Raw genomic sequence first — 18,361 nt, 5'->3', positions numbered from 1 at the left:
TTTCGAGACGGCAAATGATGAACACTGCGTCATAGGTGCCGTCAAGGTCGAGAAAAGACGCGATGTCGACCGATCTTGCATGAATGAACAGCTGGATGCATTTTGCATTGGACGCGCCGAATATTTCCTGCTATCCGGCTTTTCACAGTTTAAGGACCCCTTGTCATGAAAGTAACCAGAAGCCTGCGACGACGCCGATGATCTTGAACGCTCGATGAGCGCTTTCGGGAACAATATCGTCCGTCTACTGGTTGTCTGGGCTAATGTACAAGCACGATCTGGTCTACCTCACTGAGGATGCGTCGCACGACGCTGCAATCGAACTCATCAACGAAGAAGCTTTCGGTCCGGGACGGTTTACCCGTGCCGCTGCTCGCATTCGCGAGCAAGGGCCGCATGACCATTCGCTGTCCTTCATCTGCGCCGATGATGGCGAAACGATCGCCTCCGTGCGGATGACGCCGGTGCTGGCCGGATCGGTCAAGGGACATCTCCTCGGTCCGCTCGCCGTACGTCCGTCGCACAAGAACAAGGGGATCGGCCGCGAGCTTGTGCGGATCGCGGTGGCCGCTGCTCAGCGCAAGGGATCGGAAGCCGTCATCCTGATCGGTGATCCGCCCTATTATTGCCCGCTCGGTTTCGAAAAGGTTGCCTACAACGCACTGACCTTCCCGGGGCCTGTCGATCCCAATCGGGTGCTGGTGGTGCCGATCGCCGCAGACACGCATGCGCGGCTGCAAGGCTCGATCGCATGGCGCGATGATTCCACTGCAGCTGTGGAAGACGATGACGACGATCTGGACGATGTCGTGCAGCTCACGGCGATTGCCGTCTAAGGCGTTATCATCGAAAGATTGCCCCGCTCGAATCTCAGCGGGGCGACAATTTCTTCTGCAGAAAGAACCGGCTGCGACCGGCCGGGAAATCCGGCAGTTCGCCGAAGACGGCATAGCCCTGCCGCTGATAGGCTTTCAGCGCCTGTGGATTGAAGGTATCGATCCACGCGCCGAAACAGCCACGCGCGCTTGCTTCCGCTTCCGCCGCGTCCAGAAGCTTTCCGGCCATGCCCTGGCCGCGCAGGCTTTCCGGCACGAAAAGCCATTGCGTGAACAGCCACCCCCAGGCGGTATAGCCGGATATGCCGCCGATGGTCTTGCCCGTATCGTCGCGGATCAGAACAGCCAGGGATTGCCGAGCGGATGGCCCGACGTCCGCGGTGTTGAACGCCGTCAATCCTTCGCTGATAGCCGCAAGGTCGCTTTCCGATGGCGTATCGGTCACGTCGATCTTCATGGTCACCGTCCTTCGCGCCACCACGTGGCGGAGAAAGCAAAGAGGAGGGCGGCGAGACCGGCAAAGCCTGCAAACAAGGGCAGGGTATTGATCCCCTTCAGCACGGTTTCGTCGGTCATGCGGATGGTCAGGCGCTGACCGTCGGCGACGCGAACGGCGCCGCGAACCGGCAGAACCTGCGGCACCGTCACGCCGCCATTTGCACCGGCAACGCGGGTAACGAGACCCTTGGTCTTCTGTGCGAGCGGTTTCAGTGTTTCGGTGGTCGAGATCATGGCCTTGAATTCCGGAGCGTCGATGGCGCCGATATGGACCAGCGTCGACAGATTGCCGCTGGCGATCTGGTAGAGGCCGATCTCGCCCATATGCTTCTCCGCCTGATAGAGACCTGGCTGCGTCTGCTTCAGCGGCAGGGTGTCCGTCTTGCCCGATGGCGTTTTGATCGTGGCGGGACCGGGATCGTTGCCGATCGTCTGGCGCGTTACCTGCAGCGTGCGCCCGGCGGCATTGGCGGTCAGGGCTTCTTCTTCCAGCGACGGCTCCTTCAGCAGCCAATGGGCAATGCGACGGTAGAGCGACACATGCGGGCCGCCGCCTTCGAAACCACGCGCCCAGAGCCAGCCTTCGTCGGAGAGCAGCATGGCGACACGACCCTGGCCGACGCGGTTCAGCACCAGCAGGGGACTGTTATCGGCACCGACCATCACGGTCTGGCCTTGAGGTCTTTCAACATCGACGCTGCGGAACCAGCGGCCCCAATGCGGTGGCTCGGTTTCGGAGCCGTCCAGCCCCCGCGTGACGGGGTGTTTCTTGCCCTGGTCCGACAGGCGCGGATAGAAAGCTTTCTCGATCATCTGGCCCGTCGGCTCGGCCGGCAGGACCGAGGCAAGCGGCGTCAGAGCGATCGAGCTGCCGCCGGCATGTTCGGGACCGGCCGCGACAAGCAAGGCGCCGCCATTTTCGACATATTGAGCCATGTAATCATAATAGATCGTCGGCAGGACGTTCTGACGGTCCTGATAGCGGTCAAAGATGATCAGGTCGAAAGAATTGATCTTATCGACGAAGAGCTCGCGCGTGGGAAAGGCGATCAGCGACAGCTCGTTGATCGGCGTGCCGTCCTGCTTGTCCGGCGGACGCAGGATGGTGAAATGCACGAGATCGACCGATGCGTCCGATTTCAAAAGGTTGCGCCAGGCACGTTCGCCGGCATGCGGTTCACCCGAAACGAGGAGAACGCGCATGTTCTGGCGGATGCCTTCGATCACTTGGACCGTCTGATTGTTGATGCCGGTGACTTCGCCAGGCACTTCGGCGACCGCAAATTCGAGGACATTGTTGCCGGCGCGCGGCACCTTGAAGCTGAAGGGTGTATCCTGGCCGGGCGTGGCCTGCAGTGTGGCAATCTCGTCGCCATTCATCTTGACTGTGACTGCTGCGGTACCGCCAGGGCTCTTGCCGTCGTCGACGACGCGAAAGACCAGCTGCTGTTCATCATTGACGATGCCGAAGCGCGGGGCGCGCACGATCTCTATGCGGCGATCGAATTCGTCCGGCTTGCCTGTGATCAGCCCGTGGACGGGCGCGTCGAAGCCGAGCTGCTGATTGACACCGGGGATATCATGGATCTGGCCATCGGTCAGAAAGATGGCACCGCCGATACGAGCCGGTGGCACGTCCGCGATCGACGAGGATAACGCAGAGAAAAGCCGTGTCGACGGTGATTCCGATTCCGCCGGATCGCGGAATTCCACAATGCGCGGCTCAATGCGGGGAAATTGGGCCAGCCGATCCTTGAGCATCGCCAGGGCTTCGTCCGTCATTTTGGTACGTTCCGGCGTCTGCTGGCTGAGGCTGCGGTCAACGACGACGGGAACGATCGTCGATAGCTGATCCCTATCTTCCTGCATCAGCACCGGGTTGGCGAGTGCGGCAAGCAGAGCGATGCCCGCCAGAGCGCGAATCCAGCCGCCCCGCAGGCGCCTGTAGATTGCGAGCGCCGCGATGGCGAGCGTCAGCACCGCCAAAGCGGCAAGCACGGGCCAGGGGAGGAAAGGGGCAAAGCCGATATTCATATTATTGCCCCAAGCGCTGCAGGATATCGGGAACGTGGACCTGATCGGACTTATAATTTCCGGTCAGCATGTACATCATGATGTTGACGCCCGTACGGTAGGCATATTCGCGCTGGGTCTCGTCCGGAGGCACGGTCGGCAGCAGCGGCGAGCCATTGTCGGCCACGGCCCAGGCCCCGGCAAAATCATTGCCGGTGATCATGATCGGCGTTACCCCGTCTGAGGTCGCGACCGCATTCGCGTCGCGTCGCGCATCCTGGCGCGCCTCCACCCAGAGCGGGCTGTCGGCATAGCGCCCGGGGAAGCTCGACAGCAGATAGAAGGACTTGGTCAGCACATGGCCCGCAGGCACCGGCTCCAGGGGAGGGATATCGAGATTGGCAAGGATTTGCTGCAGCCGCTGGCCGTTCGGACTTGGTGACGAGGTGTCACCCATCGTATCGATGGCGTCGCGGGTGTCGAAGAGCACGGTGCCGCCATTGCGCATATAGGCATCGATGCGATTGATGGCGTCACTGGACGGCATCGGTGCGGTTGCAGAAATCGGCCAGTAGATCAGCGGATAAAAGGCGAGTTCATCCTTGGCAAGATCCACCCCTACCGGCGGGCCGGGTTCGAGCGTCGTGCGATAGGTGAGATAGTCGGAGAGGCCTGCAAGCCCGCGCTCCGAAATGTGATCGACGTCGGTTTCTCCTGTCACGACATAGGCAAGGTGTGTCTTGTCCAGCCGCGAGAAGATGGTGTCGTCGCCCGGTTTGGAATCGTCGGCCAGGACGCTTACCGGATGTAAGAACATGGCGAGCGAGACGGCCAGCAGCAGCATTGCCGCACCACCCGCGATCGTCTTTGCCGATCGGCCCAGGCGCGGAAAGGCGCCGTTCATAAACAGCACGATGATGCTGTCCGCCAGCAGGAGGAGGAAGGCGAGGGTGAAGAGGATCGGCTTTGCCGACCAGGCCTCGCCGCCGATCAGGCCCTCGCGTGCGACCGCACCAGCTGCCGAGGCATCCAGCGGCTTGAGCGCTGTGCCGCTCGGCAGGGTATTGAGCGCGCTGAAACCCTCTTCGGAACCATAGAGGCCGGGCGGGTTGTCGAAGCTTGCGACTGCGGCTCCCTTGTTGTTTGGTTCCAGCGGGCGGGCACTGCCGATCTCGCTGGTCAACACGCCCTTGGCGGTCAAGAGCCGGTAGGGCGGCATCGCTTCGCTTGCCTTGGCAACTCCTTGTCCCGACGCGACGCCGCCGGCGCGCGACAGCTGAACGATACGGCGCAGCATCTCAACGAAATCACCCGATATCGGCAGATCGGACCATTGCGGCTCGGCACTGACGTGGAAGAGCACGATGCGGCCGGCCTGCATCTGCTTTTCCGTGACGAGCGGCGTGCCGTCGGCAAGGCTTGCCCAGGTGCGCTCGGCCAGATCCGGTGTCGGCTCGGCCAGGACCTGCCGCTTGATCAGGACGTTGTTCGGCTTCGGCATGCCGGCGAAGGGGCCGAACGACGGAAAATCGGCAAGCGGCTGCGGTTCGGCCCAGGAAAGGGCGCCGCCGAATGTGCGCTCGCCCTGCCGCAGTGTGACCGGGACCAAGGGATCGTCGGCGGGTGCCGCGGCAAGGCGCGGGCCGGCAAAGCGGACAAGCGTGCCGCCATTTTCGATCCACTTCTGCAGCGGCGCATAGGTTTCCTGCGGCAGGCGGCCGACATCGGCCATGATGATGACGGAGGGATTGCCCGCGAGCAGTTGCGGGATCGACTTCGCCAGATCGGCGCTGTTGGGCTGGGTCAGATCGGCATAGGGTTGAAGCGCACGCTGGATATAATAGAGCGGCGACAGGATCGGCTGGAATTCGTCGGCGGCCTGTCCGGAGAGGAGCGCCACGCGGCGGCGGCGAAAACCGTCGTCCAGCAGATAGACGCTGCCGGCATTTGCCTGGCGGTCGATGCTGATGCGGGCGAAATCATTGCGCATTTCGAAGGGCGCGGCGATGGACCCGGTCGCAACTGTCTGCCCGCCCGAGAAATCGAGCGAACCGACGGCAATCGGCCGTCCCTGATTGTCCTGTGCCGTCAGCCCGAGGCGCATCGGGCCACTGCCGTCCAGCCGTGTGGCCGTGACGGTCATGTTGCTGGCGGTATTGGCTGCGCCGGTAAGCGCCATGATATCGCGGCCATCGCCCTCGATGAGCCGCAGCTCGCTTGGCTGCAGGGCAGCAAGGCGGCTGACGATATCGTCCTTGGCCTTGCTCTCGATACCGTCGGAGATGAAGGCGATGGTGCCGGGCTTGCTGCCATTGAGCGCCGCCTTGACGGCATCGGTGGCGCGTTGCCGATCCGGCACCAGCGGCCTCGGGTTCATTGCATGCAGCTTGTCTCGGGCAGCTATTGCCGCACTCGGGGTCGCATCGTTGCCCTGTTCGGCGGTGAAGGCGATCGAAACGGGAATGCCCTTGGCGTCGGCATCGTCGATCAGAGCGTCGGCCGTACGCACACGGCGTTCCCAGTCGGAGACGCTCGCCCAGCTATTGTCGATCATCAGCACCAGCGGGCCGCCGCTCGACAGCGTGTTGGTGCGCGGATTGAACATGGGATTGGCGATGGCGAGAATGACGAGGGCGGCAAGCAGCATGCGCAGCAGCGTTAGCCACCAAGGGCTGCGGGCGGGCGTCTCCTCGCGCTTGAGGATGCTCGCCAGAATGCGCAGCGGCGGGAACACTTCCGTGCGCGGCTGCGGCGGCGTCAAGCGCAGCAGCCACCAGATCGCGGGAAGCAGAATGAGCGCTGCCAAGATGGCCGGCGAAGCGAATGCAAAGGAGAGGCCGCTCAAAGCTGGCCTCCTGACGCGACCCTCGCGGGCATGCCTGAGAGATACATATGCACGGCGACCAGGGCTTCGGAAGCCAGCCGGTCCGTGCGGTGGCTGACGAAGGTCCAGCCGAGATGGCGCAGCGACTGGCCGAGATTTTCGCGCCGCGCGACATAGGCGCGCTGATAGTCGTCACGCAGGTTTTCCGCGCGGCCGGCGATCAGCTTCGAGCCCGTTTCGGGATCGCTGAATTCGGTGCGTCCACTATAGGGAAAGAGTTCTTCGGCGGGATCGGCAACCTCGATCACATGACCCCGCAGACCGCGACGTGCCAATGGTCCGATCCTGCCCATGACGCTATCGGCATCGTCGAGAAAATCGCCGATCAGCACGATATCGCTCCAGCCGCGGATCATCGCCGTCTGCGGCAGGCCGCCTTCGAGCGGCGTATGCATCAGCGCTGCGGCCAGGCGCTCGGCAGCATTGCGGGTCGAAACCGGCTCCATGATGCCGGGGCAGCCGATACGCTCGCCGGAGCGGGAAAGAATTTCTGCCAGCGCCAGCATCAGGACGAGCGCGCGACCCTCCTTGGACACATGGCCATAGGTCGACTTATACATCATGGATGGCGAGAGATCGGCCCAGAGCCAGATCGTGTGGGCGGCTTCCCATTCATGATCGCGGATATAGGTGTGATCGTCGCGGGCCGAGCGCCGCCAGTCGATGCGCGACAGGCTTTCACCTTCGGTATAGGGGCGGAACTGCCAGAAATTCTCGCCGATGCCGCGCTTGCGGCGGCCGTGCCATCCGGCAATGACCGTGTTGGCGATGCGCTTGGCTTCGACGAGACAATCCGGCACGAGGGCGGCACGGCTGCGCGCTCGGGAGAGGGCATCATTGCCTGAGGTCGGTCTGACGGTCTGTCCGATGGATGCCACGCGCTATACTCTCCTCGACATCCGGGTCACGATTTCGACTGCTTGACCAGCCCTGAAATGACATCGCGTACGGACATGCCTTCGGCGCGGGCTGCAAAAGTCAGCGCCATGCGGTGTTCCAATATTGGCTCGGCAAGTGCGTGAATATCGTCGATCGACGGGGCAAGCCGGCCCTCGTAAAGGGCGCGGGCACGGGCGCAGAGCATCATCGCCTGGCCGGCACGCGGACCTGGACCCCAGGCGACATGCTTGTCTGTGGAGGCATTGCCCTGGCCCGGACGGGCAGAGCGCACGAGTGACAGGATCGCATCGACGACGCCGTCGCTTACGGGCATCTGGCGGATGAGCTGCTGGATTTCCAGCAAGCGTTCGGCGTCGATGACAGCCTGCGGCGTCACTTCGCTCAAGCCTGTGGTTTCGAGCAGGATGCGGCGCTCGTCGGCAAGTTCGGGATAGTCGACATCGACCTGCAGCAGGAAACGGTCAAGCTGGGCTTCCGGCAGCGGATAGGTGCCCTCCTGCTCCAGCGGGTTCTGCGTTGCGAGAACGTGGAAGGGCGCGGGTAGGTCATAACGCTGGCCGGCGATGGTGACGTGATATTCCTGCATGGACTGCAGAAGGGCCGATTGCGTGCGCGGCGAGGCGCGGTTGATTTCGTCGGCCATCAGCAATTGCGCGAAAACCGGACCCTTGACGAACCGGAAAGAGCGGCGGCCGGTTTCGTCCTGGTCCATCACTTCTGAGCCGAGAATATCCGAGGGCATCAGGTCCGGCGTGAACTGCACACGGTTGGAGGCAAGGCCGAGGACGGCGCCGAGTGTCGTCACGAGCTTCGTCTTGGCAAGACCCGGCACGCCGACCAGCAGGGCATGACCGCCGGCAAGAACGGCCAGAAGCGTGTTTTCAACGACGCTTTCCTGACCGAAAATGACCTTCGACACCTCCTGGCGAACGGCGGCGATATCGTCCAGTGCCTTTTCGGCCGAGGCGATGATGGCCTGCTCGTCGAGGCTCGTTTCGGTCGATTTGATCATGCCCATTTGCGTCTCCAATGGCAGAAAAACGGTGCGCGCGATTCGCAGACGTTACACATTTGCCTCATAATCAATACAACTTATCGCCAGCAAGACCGCTGACAAGCACGTTTCAAATGACTATCTCGTGAGAAATGTCATATTCGTGACTAACGACCAACCGGGACAGAAGAATGGCAACCGAGGAAATCAGGACAACGGGCGATGCCGCAAGCCTCGCGGCGCTGATTTCGCGCGCCGCCGGTGATAGCGGCGGCTCCAAGAAGGGTCTGCCGCCGGTCGATCGCTGGAATCCGCCGTTCTGCGGCGATATCGACATGGAGATCCGCGCCGACGGTACCTGGTTCTATCTCGGCACGCCGATCGGCCGCGCGCCTTTGGTGCGGCTGTTTTCCACAGTTCTGCGCAAGGATGACGACGGCAAGACCTATCTCGTCACCCCTGTGGAAAAGGTGGGCATTCGCGTCGTCGATGCGCCTTTCGTGGCCGTCGAGATGAGCGTGACGGAGCGTGAGGGCAGACGGGTGCTGACCTTCCGCACGAATGTCGGCGATGTCGTCGAGGCGGGCAGGGACCATCCGATCCGCTTCGTCATACGCGGCGAGAACGACGAGCTGAAGCCTTATCTGCATGTCCGCGGGCGGCTCGAGGCTCTGGTGACGCGTGCGGTCATGTACGATCTCATCGAACTCGGCGAACCGGTGGAGATTGCCGGGCGAGAGATCTTCTGCGTGCGTTCCGGCAGCTCCATCTTTCCCGTCATGCCGGTTGCCGAATTGGATGCACTTACTCGATGAATGAATTTCCCCTTTATTCCGCGGACGAGTTCCGCCGTCGCGCCCTCCATCAGAGTGGCGGGCCGGTAGAGCTTGCCTGGCGCGATCACGGCGATCATCTCCTCAATCCCGAGACCATATCCCAGGTCGCGGACCTGAAGCTCAAGGATGCCGCGGTGCTTGTGCCCGTCGTCGACAGCGGAGACGATGCCAGGGTGATTTTTACGCTCCGGACATCGACGCTCCGCAAGCATTCCGGCCAGATCGCCTTTCCGGGCGGGGCCATCGATCCGGAAGACGCGTCGCCGGAAATGGCGGCGATGCGCGAAGCGGGCGAGGAAATCGGGCTTGCCGACATCTTCATCGAGCCCGTCGCGCGGCTGCCGCATTATCTGGCGGCGACCGGCTTTCGCATCACACCCATTCTTGCCGTGGTAAAACCCGGTTTTCATCTGGCCCTCAATCCGACCGAAGTGGAGGATGCCTTCGAGGTGCCGCTCTCCTTCCTGATGGACCCCGACCACCACGTGACCGACACGATGCTCTGGCAGGGGACGGAACGCCATTTCTACCGCATGCCCTATGGGCAGCGCATGATCTGGGGCATTACTGCGGGTATCGTCCGCACACTTTATGAAAGGCTCTATAGATGACGTCCGTTGCCGATGAGGCCTGGTTTCGCGATGAGGCATTGCATCGGGTGCTGGCGCTGCTCGACGCCGATGGCGGCGAGGGGCGTGTGGTCGGTGGTGCCGTCCGCAACAGCCTGATGGGGCTGCCCGTCGCCGATATCGATATAGCAACGACGCTGTTGCCTGAAACCGTCGTCGAAAGGGCCGAGGCCGCCGGAATCAAGGCGGTGCCGACGGGCATCGCGCATGGCACGGTCACTTTGGTCATTGATGGAAAGCCGTTCGAAATCACGACCTTGCGGCGTGATGTCGAAACAGACGGGCGCCGTGCCGTCGTGGCCTTCAGCCGGGATTGGCAGGCTGATGCCGAGCGGCGCGATTTGACCATCAATGCGCTCTATGCATCCGCCGATGGCGAGGTCGTGGATCTCGTCGGCGGGCTGGCCGATCTGGAGCGCCGCAACATTCGCTTCATCGGCGATGCCGCGACGCGGATTGCCGAGGATTACTTGCGCATCCTGCGTTTCTTCCGCTTCTTTGCCTATTATGGCACCGGCCGCCCCGATGCGGATGGTCTGCGCGCCTGTGCTGCGGCAAAATCAAAGATTTCAACACTCTCGGCCGAGCGTGTCTGGTCGGAAATGAAGAAGCTGCTCGCGGCTCCAGACCCGGGCAGGGCGCTGCTTTGGATGCGCCAGATCGGCATTTTGACCGAAGTGCTGCCGGAAACCGAGAAATGGGGGATCGACGCCATTCCCGGACTGATCGCCGCCGAACAGGCTTTTCGTTGGCCGGCGGAGGCTCTACTTCGCCTTGCTGCCATCGTACCGCCCGATACGGCAAGGCTTGCCAAGCTTGCCGAGCGGCTGCGCCTCTCGAGGGCCGAAGGCGCCTATCTGCAGGCCTGGGCGAATGCGCCGATCGTGAAGGACGACATCTCGGAAGTGGCCTTCGATCGCCTGCTTTATCGCCATGATCAAACCGGCGTTGCGGCTTGCCTGAAGCTCGCGCTGGCCGTTGCCCGCAGCAAGGCGGAGGGCGATTTCGAGGAAATGGCGCGCGTGGCGCGGCTTGGGAAATTGCTGGAACGAACGGCAAACTGGAAGAAGCCGGCTTTTCCGCTTAATGGCGCAGATGCGCTTGCCGCGGGCGTCAATGCGGGGCCGCGCGTGGGCGAGCTTCTCGGCAAACTCGAGCAGGAGTGGCTCGATGGGAATTTTGCGATGAACCGGGCGAGCCTTCTCGCCCGGCTAAAGGATTTGGCCAGTGCCTGATAACGGGGCCTGATCCCCGGGACTGACTTGCCGGCCTCCGATCAGGCCGCGTTGGCCTCGTCGCGAATCCGGGCCTTGATATTGTCGACCATGTTTTCGCGGATGACGGTTTCGCCATGCGCTTCGCGCATGTGCTCGACCGCGCGACGCACCACCTCGGCGTCATCCTTGGCGCGGGTGTGCCAGGCGCAACCGGGCACGAGCGTACCACATTCGAACAGTCGCATATCTTCCTCCTCGTCTTTCAACGGATTCTCGCCCTACAAAGGACCTGAAAGCCTAAACGCTACGAACGAGAAAAGGTTTCTGCCGTTCGGCAAGTGTTCCGCTTGCCGGTGGCAGCCTTCCGGACATTAATCCGGCATTGCCCAGGATTTGAAGCAATCCGAGGATTGATATCGGGTGATAGGCGCCTGCTTGGCCGAACGATCGGCCGCGAAGCGGGCGATATCGCTTGGAGATTTGCCCGCCAGCTGCATCCTCACCTGCTCCAGGAAGCAGGAGAGGGGTAAATCGGATCCACTGCGGGTCCGCATATCCTCTGCCAGTCGGATGATGAACTCCGGACTATCGACGGTGCGCGACAGTTTCTGTTCTTTCGAAGCTTCCGTGACTTGTTTCTCTGCTGCCATTACAACCTCCTCCGATTGAACGAACATTAGGTCACTTAGGCACTCCTCCCGCTGATTTCAGGGCGTTGTCCGATCATTTAATGTTGAACGTTCAAGCGCATCGCGATCTTTCAATCGTTTGCTGCGCTTGAGGTTTCCCGCATGCCGCGATCGCAAAATTGCCGCCCAGCTTACGCGACACGCCTCAAGGCCAACGCACCACCGGCGGCAGAGACGATAGGATCGACTCGACGTTACCGCCTGTCTTCAACCCGAATATTGTACCCCTATCGTAGAGCAAATTGAACTCCACATAACGTCCGCGGCGAATTAATTGCTCATCGCGGTCTTCTTCCGTCCATGTTTCGTTGAAATTGGATCGGACGATGCGCGGATAGACCATCGCGAAGGCGCGGCCGACGTCGCGCGTGAAGGCGAAATCCGCGTTCCAGCCACCGGCTTCCTCTGTCGAATGCAGCCAGTCAAAGAAGATGCCGCCGATGCCGCGCGGCTCGTTGCGGTGCTTCAGGAAGAAATATTCGTCACACCAGCTCTTGTAGCGCTGATAGTCGGCGACGGCATGACGATCGCAGACGATCTGCATGGCGCGATGGAAGAGGGCGCTGTCCGGATCTTCCTGGGTGCGGCGGCGATCGAGCACCGGCGTCAGGTCGGCGCCGCCGCCGAACCATTGGCTCGTCGTCACCACCATGCGGGTGTTCATATGCACGGCCGGCACATTCGGATTGACGGGGTGGGCGATCAGCGAGAGCCCCGAGGCCCAAAAGCGGGGGTCTTCCTCGGCGCCAGGAATCTGGCTGCGAAAGTCGGGAGAGAATTCGCCATAGACCGTCGAGGTGTGGACGCCGACCTTTTCGAAGACGCGGCCCTCCATCATTGACATGCGGCCGCCGCCGCCCTGGCCCTTGTCGCGCTGCCAGTCCTTGGCGATGAAGCGGCCCGGTTCCTGGTCGGAAAGAGGGCCGGTCAGCTCGCTTTCCAGCTGCTCGAACTCCGCGCAGATCGTGTCGCGCAGGCCTTCGAACCAGTGTCGCGCTGCCTCCTTCTTTTCTTCAATATCCTCGGGTAATCCCTTGGGAAGATTGGGTCGTTCCATTCACGCTCTCCGACGATGCGAGCAGCCGGCGGCCCGCGATTCGCACCGTATGTATCGTGATTTGGAATATCAGCAAGATTGCGGCGCAGCCAGTGCAGCAACACCGCAGGAGAATCGACTCGCAAATTTCACACTGCGGTATTATGTTCCCTCTCTCAAAGGCGAGGTTTTATCATGAAGATACCCGGACCGCCGCCCCTGGATGGGTTGAGAAACAGAATATTCCGTTACCGGCAGGACCATCCCGCCGGTGGAAAGAGCGAATTCGTTCGCGAGACCTTTTGTCTCAGTCGCCCGGAAGCGCGCGAAAAGGCGCGTGAATGGTTCAACGAATTCCCCAAGGCTGCCTATTGGACCGAAGTGGAAAGCTGGCGCCAGGTCGACGGCGATCGCATCGAGTTCACCATGCGGCGTCTGCCATCGGCGGACTGAACTGGGCGACATGGCCCGCATCGACGGGTGATGGCTCTCGAAGTGCGTTCCCGTTTCTCCGAGGCGCGTTGGCGATGTGCTGCGAGTTTAATGCGGTATGGGCGGTGGCGTATCATCCGACGGGCCGAATGCGGGCGGCTGAGCGCTTGGCATCGGCCTCGCGGAGATAGCTTTCTTGACCTTCTCGATTGCAGTCGTAGTGCCGCCGGCCGGAGCCGGAGGAGACTTTGTCTCTGGTATTGCCGCCGGTTCGGCCGCGGCACCGAGCCTTGCAGCTTGGTGTTCTCCAGCTTTCTGATTTCCGGCGACGGGCGATGCCGCGAGAATTTCCATCAGCGTGGTGGTCACCGGCAGGTGCCCGCCCAAGTCGGTGTTCGTGTGATGCCACGCTTGCGCAACACGCCGATCGGCATGAATGAATGCTCGGGAGTTGATTTCGCCGAACCAGTCCCATTCCCCCGTGACGTCGACGACATCCGTGAAAACAGGCGGCATAGCGATGCGTGCGCCGATCGTCACGATCTTTGCATGCCGCGCCAGCTCGGTGATCCGCGCTTCGTCCTGTTTGCAGAGGTTATGGAGTGCAGCCGACAGCACGAGGTTTCCCTTGGAGTGGCCGGTCAGCAGACGGAAGGAAAGGCGGGGATCGGCAAGAAGCGCCTGCACCGTTCTGGTGTCCAGGCTGGTGCGGGCCGCAGTTCCATCGCGCTGCGCTCCAACCTTGGGCCGGCCGGCAAGATCATCCAGGCTTTCAAGCAGCGGCCGCAGCCCTCTCAAATGACCGAAGAAAAACGATCCGCCGAAGGCTTCGGTGATGGCATCGGCTATGCCGTAGCCTGAGACGACGACCGCGACCGGTGCGTCGATCGCATCGGCCACATTGCGGGCAAAGGCGGCTGCGCCGAGCGCGGAACCGCCGATGCCGGCGACTGCGAGCGCCCGGGCATTACCGCCGCCGCGCAAGACGAATTCATCGATGGTTTCGCAGAGGGTGAGTGCTCCAAGACCGCTTGGCGGCACGATCAGGATCGCGCCTTCGGCGGCGAGCGAGTCACTGATGTAGAAGGCTTCTTCGGGTGTGATGACCTTGACGTCGTAGAACAGCGCATCGAGAGCGAGGTTGCGCTGGCGAAGGCCTTCAAGCGCAAGGTTGCGCAAAGGGGAGTGCTGGAGCCGTTCGGGGAGGCTTAGTGTACGGGCGAACTGCGTAAGGGAAAGCGTGAATGCCGTCTGGAACATGGGTCACCTCGTCAAGGCTGCCTGAGTTAGAGCATTCCAGAGCGAAGCTTCTCACACTTTATCCGGCGTGCCAACGTCTATTCCGGTGCGACATTCAGGCTCGGTGCTGAGGACGACGGCCATTGCGTTTGCCGCAGTGCTTCACCTGAAATCATGGCGGCGGACATGGCGACATTGATCGAGCGCTGACCCTCGACCATGGGGATCAGGATGCGGCCATCGGCTCTGTCATGCACGTGCTCCGGCACACCGGCGCTTTCGCGGCCGAAGAGGAGAATATCGTCGTCGCGATAAGTAAAATCCGTGTAGCGCTGCGCCGCCTTTGTGGAGGCCAGCACCAGCCGTCGTCCGCTTTCTTGCCTCCATGCCTCGAAGCGCTCCCAATTGACGTGTCTAGTCAGGGTGACGGCGGCAAGATAATCCATGCCGGCGCGCTTCAGATTGCGGTCGGATATGTCGAAGCCGGCCGGCTCGATAATGTCGACGCCGAGGCCGAGGCAGGCGGCAAGCCGCAGGATCGTGCCAGTGTTGCCGGGAATATCGGGTTGGTAGAGGGCGATGCGGAGCTTGGTCATATGTTGCAACTAGCGAAATCGCCCCGATTTGTCTCCGGTTTTTCCTGGGACCCCTCGATTCCTGTGATGTCTCCCATCAGCAGAATTGAAGGATTCAGCCCATTTTTCAGGCATATTTCGCTTTTCAAACAGGAAAAGTCGCGCTAAAAGACGCGTGCTCTACAACTTGCGAAAGAAGGAGGCTCAGATGGATATCTTGTTTATGATGCTGCGCCTCGGTGCCGTGAACCCACGGATTTGAAGAGCGCTACAAGGCGCATATTCGCAAGTATCCCCCTTCTTTAAGTCATTGCGCGGCCACTATGGCCTCGTCGTTTTACCGCCCGGCCACCATATGAATCTGCGATCTTTCAGCGCAGTGGGTGGTCGAAGGGTCGAGTCTTTGGAGCATTTCCATGTTTAGCTGGTTCGAACGCCGACTAAATCCATTTCCGAGCGAGGTGCCGGATACGCCGCCGCGTGGCCTCTTCGCCTTCTGCTGGCATTATTCCAAGCCGGCCCTGCCTTGGCTGATCGCCATGAGCATTCTCACCATGTCGATCGCGATTGGCGAGGTGGCGTTGTTCCAGTTCCTCGGCGATATCGTCGACTGGCTGACGCATGCGGATAAGGCGACTTTCCTGCAGACGGAATGGCACAAGCTGTTCTGGATGGGGGCGATGGTGCTGATCGGCTTGCCGGCTGCGGCGATCCTCGACAGCTTCATCATGCACCAGGTGCTGCTCGGCAACTATCCGATGATCGCGCGTTGGCAGATGCACCGCTTCCTGCTGCGCCACAGCATGACCTTTTTTGCCAATGAGTTCGCAGGCCGCGTCGCCACCAAGGTGATGCAGACCTCGCTTGCCGTGCGCGAAACGGTCATGAAAATCCTCGATGTCTTCGTCTACGTCGTCACCTATTTCCTGTCGATGATCCTCGTCATCGCGGCTGCCGACTGGCGGCTGATGATTCCGATCCTGGTCTGGCTTGGCGTCTATGTCGCCATCGTCGCCTATTTCGTGCCGGTGCTGCGCAAGATCGCCGCGCAGCAGGCCGACGCGCGCTCGATGATGACGGGCCGCGTGGTCGACAGCTACACCAACATCGCCACGGTGAAGCTGTTCTCGCATGCCGGCCGCGAAGAGACCTATGCCAGGGCCGGCATGGAGGAATTCCTCGATACCGTGCACAAGCAGATGCGCAAGGTGACGCTGTTCCACGCCTCGGTCTATTTCAACAACTGCGCGGCGTTGTTCATCGTCTCGGCTCTGTCGATCTGGTTCTGGCTCAGCGGCTCGATCTCTGTCGGCTCCATCGCCATCGCCATCGGCCTTGCGATGCGCGTCAACGGCATGTCGCAATGGGTGATGTGGGAAGTTTCGGCGCTCTTCGAAAACATCGGCACCGTCTATGACGGCATGGAGATGATGACGAAGCCGCACGATATCGTCGACAAGCCCGCGGCATCGCCGATCATGGCCAAGCAGGGCGCGATCCGCTTCGACCACATTCGCTTCCATTACGGCAAGGCGAAGGGTGTCATGGAGGATCTGACCCTCGATATCCGCGCGGGCGAAAAGGTCGGCCTTGTCGGCCGTTCCGGCGCCGGCAAGACGACGCTGATGAACCTGCTGCTGCGCTTCTACGATCTGGAGGGCGGTCGCATTACCATCGACGGCCACGATATCGCGGGTGTGACGCAGGACAGCCTTCGCTCGATGATCGGTGTGGTGACGCAGGACACCTCGCTGCTGCACCGTTCCATCCGCGACAATATCGCCTACGGCCGTCCGGACGCCACCGATGAGGACATCATCCAGGCGGCCAAGCGCGCCAATGCCTGGGACTTCATCGAAGGTCTGGTGGATATGCATGGCCGCACCGGGCTCGACGCTCAGGTCGGAGAGCGGGGTGTGAAACTGTCAGGCGGCCAGCGGCAGCGTATCGCCATCGCCCGCGTCTTCCTGAAGGACGCGCCGATCCTGGTGCTCGACGAGGCAACCTCGGCGCTCGATTCCGAAGTGGAAGCGGCGATCCAGGAAAACCTCTTCGCGCTGATGCATGGCAAGACGGTGATCGCCATCGCCCACCGCCTGTCGACGCTGACTGAGATGGACCGCCTCGTCGTTCTCGACAAGGGCCGGATCATCGAGATGGGCACGCATCAGGCGCTGGTCCAGCAGGGCGGCATTTATGCCGAACTCTGGAGCCGGCAGTCGGGTGGCTTCCTCGCCGACCATGAAGAGGTCGAGACGGCGGCACAATAATGAGACGGACGACTGGGGCGCCAAGGTGCCCCAGTTGTTGTTTTCCTGAGTGCCTATTTTTCAGAAATTCAAAACGTAACAAAGAAGTCTGGAAACGATGTTGCGGGCTAGCGGCTCGCCAGAGCGAGTTGTGCCGCGAGCAATCCGAACGCAGTTGCGAAGCTTCGCCGCATCCATGATTGCACCGTTTGATTCGAGACGATATGGCGGCGCAGGTGAGCTGCGAATACGCCATAGGCTGCGAAAATGAAGAAGGTGAGCGCCATGAAGACCAGGCTGAGCTTCAGCATCAACATGATCGGGCTTGTCTGATCCGGCGTCACGAATTGAGGCAGGAAGGCGAAGAAAAAGATCGACAATTTGGGATTGAGCAAATTGATCAGGATTGCCGAGCCAATCATCTGTCGCGTGCTCTTGTCGGTCGGTGCGCCGTCAATGCGCAAAATACCCTTTTCCAAAAACATCGACCAAGCCATGTAGAGCAGATAGGCCACTCCCAGCCATTTGAGCGCTTGAAACGCCACGGCGCTGGTGTGCAGGAGTGCGGCGAGGCCGCTTATCGCCGCAAGCAAATGCGGGATGATGCCAAGCGTGCAGCCGAATGCGGCGACCACACTCGCCCTCGTGCCGCCAGACAATCCGGCGGCAAGCGTGTAGATCGCGCCCGTGCCGGGAGAGGCAACGATAATGAAGGTCGTGATCAGAAACTCGATGTTCATGCGACAGCCCCCACGGAGGAGGGGAATATCGGCGGTAAGGCCTGAGTCGAGATGCCTGTTTCGGCGGCTGATCCACGCGAGGTGTCCTGATGGACTCTCGGGGAAGCTTTCTCGACGACGTGAGCCGTCGCCGTACGATTTCGCGCGGTGAAATATCCGACTGTTAGGTTTGTCGCGGGCAAGGTGTCGAGCAACCACGGATGCTGTCGATACATGGCGTCGGCTTGGGTAGCGTGCATGACTCTCACTCGATAATCGCTTGCGGCAATATCGAGGCATCGCGTTTTCCGGTCTTGAATGAAATTGCAGTTCAACCGGCATTTTGCGCTCGACGCTCAATGCGTCGCTCACGACCGTTGGCAACTTGACCGGTCGATCCCGGCTCCGTTTTACAGTTCTTGTAGGGTTGCAGGGAATATGGCGTTCACTGATAAATCGCGGACGAAATTCGGTCTGCGTTCAGGTGAGGAAGGAGAGGTTGAGATCGGAATTTCGAGGAATTTTCATTGTTTTTGTTGCTGTGCGGTATTGTGCTGATCGCTTATTTTGCGTCGCGCCAGAGAAAAACGCTGCGGAATTCCCTAGTTTTTCATG

General features: G+C 61.1%; 17 protein-coding genes. 6 read left to right on the top strand and 11 right to left on the bottom strand.

All coding sequences use genetic code 11. The annotated features are described in order from the left end of the window. The first annotated feature begins 263 nt into the window (after positions 1-263). Positions 264-836 (top strand): GNAT family N-acetyltransferase, encoded by a 573-nt coding sequence (locus ACK83U_RS10045; protein WP_112334295.1) that lies wholly within the window; start codon positions 264-266, stop codon positions 834-836. Between the two features lie 34 nt (positions 837-870). Here the strand turns inward: ACK83U_RS10045 and ACK83U_RS10040 are convergent, their stop codons facing one another. Genes ACK83U_RS10040 through ACK83U_RS10020 form a run of 5 tightly spaced genes read right to left on the bottom strand, consistent with a single transcriptional unit; the run spans position 871 to position 8,149 of the window. Beyond that, positions 871-1,293, bottom strand: coding sequence for a GNAT family N-acetyltransferase (locus tag ACK83U_RS10040; RefSeq protein ID WP_112334296.1), 423 nt, complete (start codon positions 1,291-1,293; stop codon positions 871-873). Positions 1,294-1,295: 2 nt separating this feature from the next. Continuing rightward, the gene (locus ACK83U_RS10035) at positions 1,296-3,368 is read right to left on the bottom strand and encodes a hypothetical protein (protein WP_112604870.1); all 2,073 of its coding nucleotides are present in this window, start codon (positions 3,366-3,368) and stop codon (positions 1,296-1,298) included. 1 nt (position 3,369) lies between these two features. Continuing rightward, entirely contained in the window at positions 3,370-6,192 is a 2,823-nt protein-coding gene (locus ACK83U_RS10030) for a DUF4159 domain-containing protein (protein WP_112604873.1), read from the bottom strand. After that, complete coding sequence (locus ACK83U_RS10025; RefSeq protein ID WP_112604876.1) at positions 6,189-7,109, bottom strand: DUF58 domain-containing protein; 921 nt, start codon at positions 7,107-7,109, stop codon at positions 6,189-6,191. Before ACK83U_RS10025 ends, ACK83U_RS10030 begins: the two co-directional genes overlap by 4 nt. A gap of 26 nt (positions 7,110-7,135) precedes the next feature. Then, complete coding sequence (locus tag ACK83U_RS10020) at positions 7,136-8,149, bottom strand: AAA family ATPase (RefSeq protein ID WP_112604879.1); 1,014 nt, start codon at positions 8,147-8,149, stop codon at positions 7,136-7,138. Positions 8,150-8,316: 167 nt separating this feature from the next. Here ACK83U_RS10020 and ACK83U_RS10015 point away from each other — a divergent pair, with 167 nt between their 5' ends. From ACK83U_RS10015 to ACK83U_RS10005, 3 genes are read left to right on the top strand one after another with little or no spacing between them, the layout of a single operon-like run. Continuing rightward, positions 8,317-8,940: a DUF1285 domain-containing protein gene (locus tag ACK83U_RS10015; RefSeq protein ID WP_112604882.1), complete on the top strand. Its 624-nt coding sequence runs from the start codon at positions 8,317-8,319 to the stop codon at positions 8,938-8,940. Next, positions 8,937-9,572, top strand: a complete 636-nt coding sequence (locus ACK83U_RS10010) for a CoA pyrophosphatase (RefSeq protein ID WP_112604885.1) — start codon at positions 8,937-8,939, stop codon at positions 9,570-9,572. The genes ACK83U_RS10015 and ACK83U_RS10010 overlap by 4 nt, the downstream gene beginning before the upstream one ends. Next, entirely contained in the window at positions 9,569-10,825 is a 1,257-nt protein-coding gene (locus ACK83U_RS10005; RefSeq protein WP_112604888.1) for a CCA tRNA nucleotidyltransferase, read from the top strand. The genes ACK83U_RS10010 and ACK83U_RS10005 overlap by 4 nt, the downstream gene beginning before the upstream one ends. Before the next feature lie 41 nt (positions 10,826-10,866). On the opposite strand, the gene ACK83U_RS10000 is transcribed toward ACK83U_RS10005, so the two are convergent. The 3 genes from ACK83U_RS10000 to hemF form a co-directional block, all read right to left on the bottom strand. Further along, entirely contained in the window at positions 10,867-11,052 is a 186-nt protein-coding gene (locus ACK83U_RS10000) for a DUF1059 domain-containing protein (RefSeq protein ID WP_015340634.1), read from the bottom strand. A 126-nt stretch (positions 11,053-11,178) separates the two neighbouring features. Continuing rightward, a complete protein-coding gene (locus ACK83U_RS09995; protein WP_015340633.1) occupies positions 11,179-11,457 on the bottom strand; it encodes a hypothetical protein in 279 nt (92 codons plus the stop codon). Between the two features lie 184 nt (positions 11,458-11,641). Further along, positions 11,642-12,553, bottom strand: a complete 912-nt coding sequence (hemF, locus tag ACK83U_RS09990; RefSeq protein WP_112604891.1) for an oxygen-dependent coproporphyrinogen oxidase — start codon at positions 12,551-12,553, stop codon at positions 11,642-11,644. Between the two features lie 171 nt (positions 12,554-12,724). On the opposite strand from hemF, the gene ACK83U_RS09985 reads away from it, so the two are divergent. After that, a complete protein-coding gene (locus ACK83U_RS09985; RefSeq protein ID WP_041677939.1) occupies positions 12,725-12,985 on the top strand; it encodes a hypothetical protein in 261 nt (86 codons plus the stop codon). 87 nt (positions 12,986-13,072) lie between these two features. Here the strand turns inward: ACK83U_RS09985 and ACK83U_RS09980 are convergent, their stop codons facing one another. After that, a complete protein-coding gene (locus ACK83U_RS09980) occupies positions 13,073-14,224 on the bottom strand; it encodes a hypothetical protein (RefSeq protein ID WP_112604894.1) in 1,152 nt (383 codons plus the stop codon). Between the two features lie 77 nt (positions 14,225-14,301). Then, entirely contained in the window at positions 14,302-14,799 is a 498-nt protein-coding gene (locus ACK83U_RS09975; protein ID WP_112604897.1) for a tRNA (cytidine(34)-2'-O)-methyltransferase, read from the bottom strand. A 395-nt stretch (positions 14,800-15,194) separates the two neighbouring features. Between ACK83U_RS09975 and ACK83U_RS09970 the strand changes: the two genes are divergently transcribed. Further along, entirely contained in the window at positions 15,195-17,048 is a 1,854-nt protein-coding gene (locus ACK83U_RS09970) for an ABC transporter ATP-binding protein (protein ID WP_112604900.1), read from the top strand. Between the two features lie 107 nt (positions 17,049-17,155). Here the strand turns inward: ACK83U_RS09970 and ACK83U_RS09965 are convergent, their stop codons facing one another. Further along, positions 17,156-17,767 (bottom strand): LysE family translocator, encoded by a 612-nt coding sequence (locus tag ACK83U_RS09965; RefSeq protein ID WP_112604903.1) that lies wholly within the window; start codon positions 17,765-17,767, stop codon positions 17,156-17,158. Positions 17,768-18,361: the final 594 nt, after the last annotated feature.

It is taken from the genome of Rhizobium sp. WW22 (genome assembly GCF_047041135.1).
GTDB lineage: Bacteria > Pseudomonadota > Alphaproteobacteria > Rhizobiales > Rhizobiaceae > Rhizobium.
The sequence above is the reverse complement of the archived record's forward strand: the minus strand, read 5'-3'. Positions and strand labels throughout refer to the sequence as shown.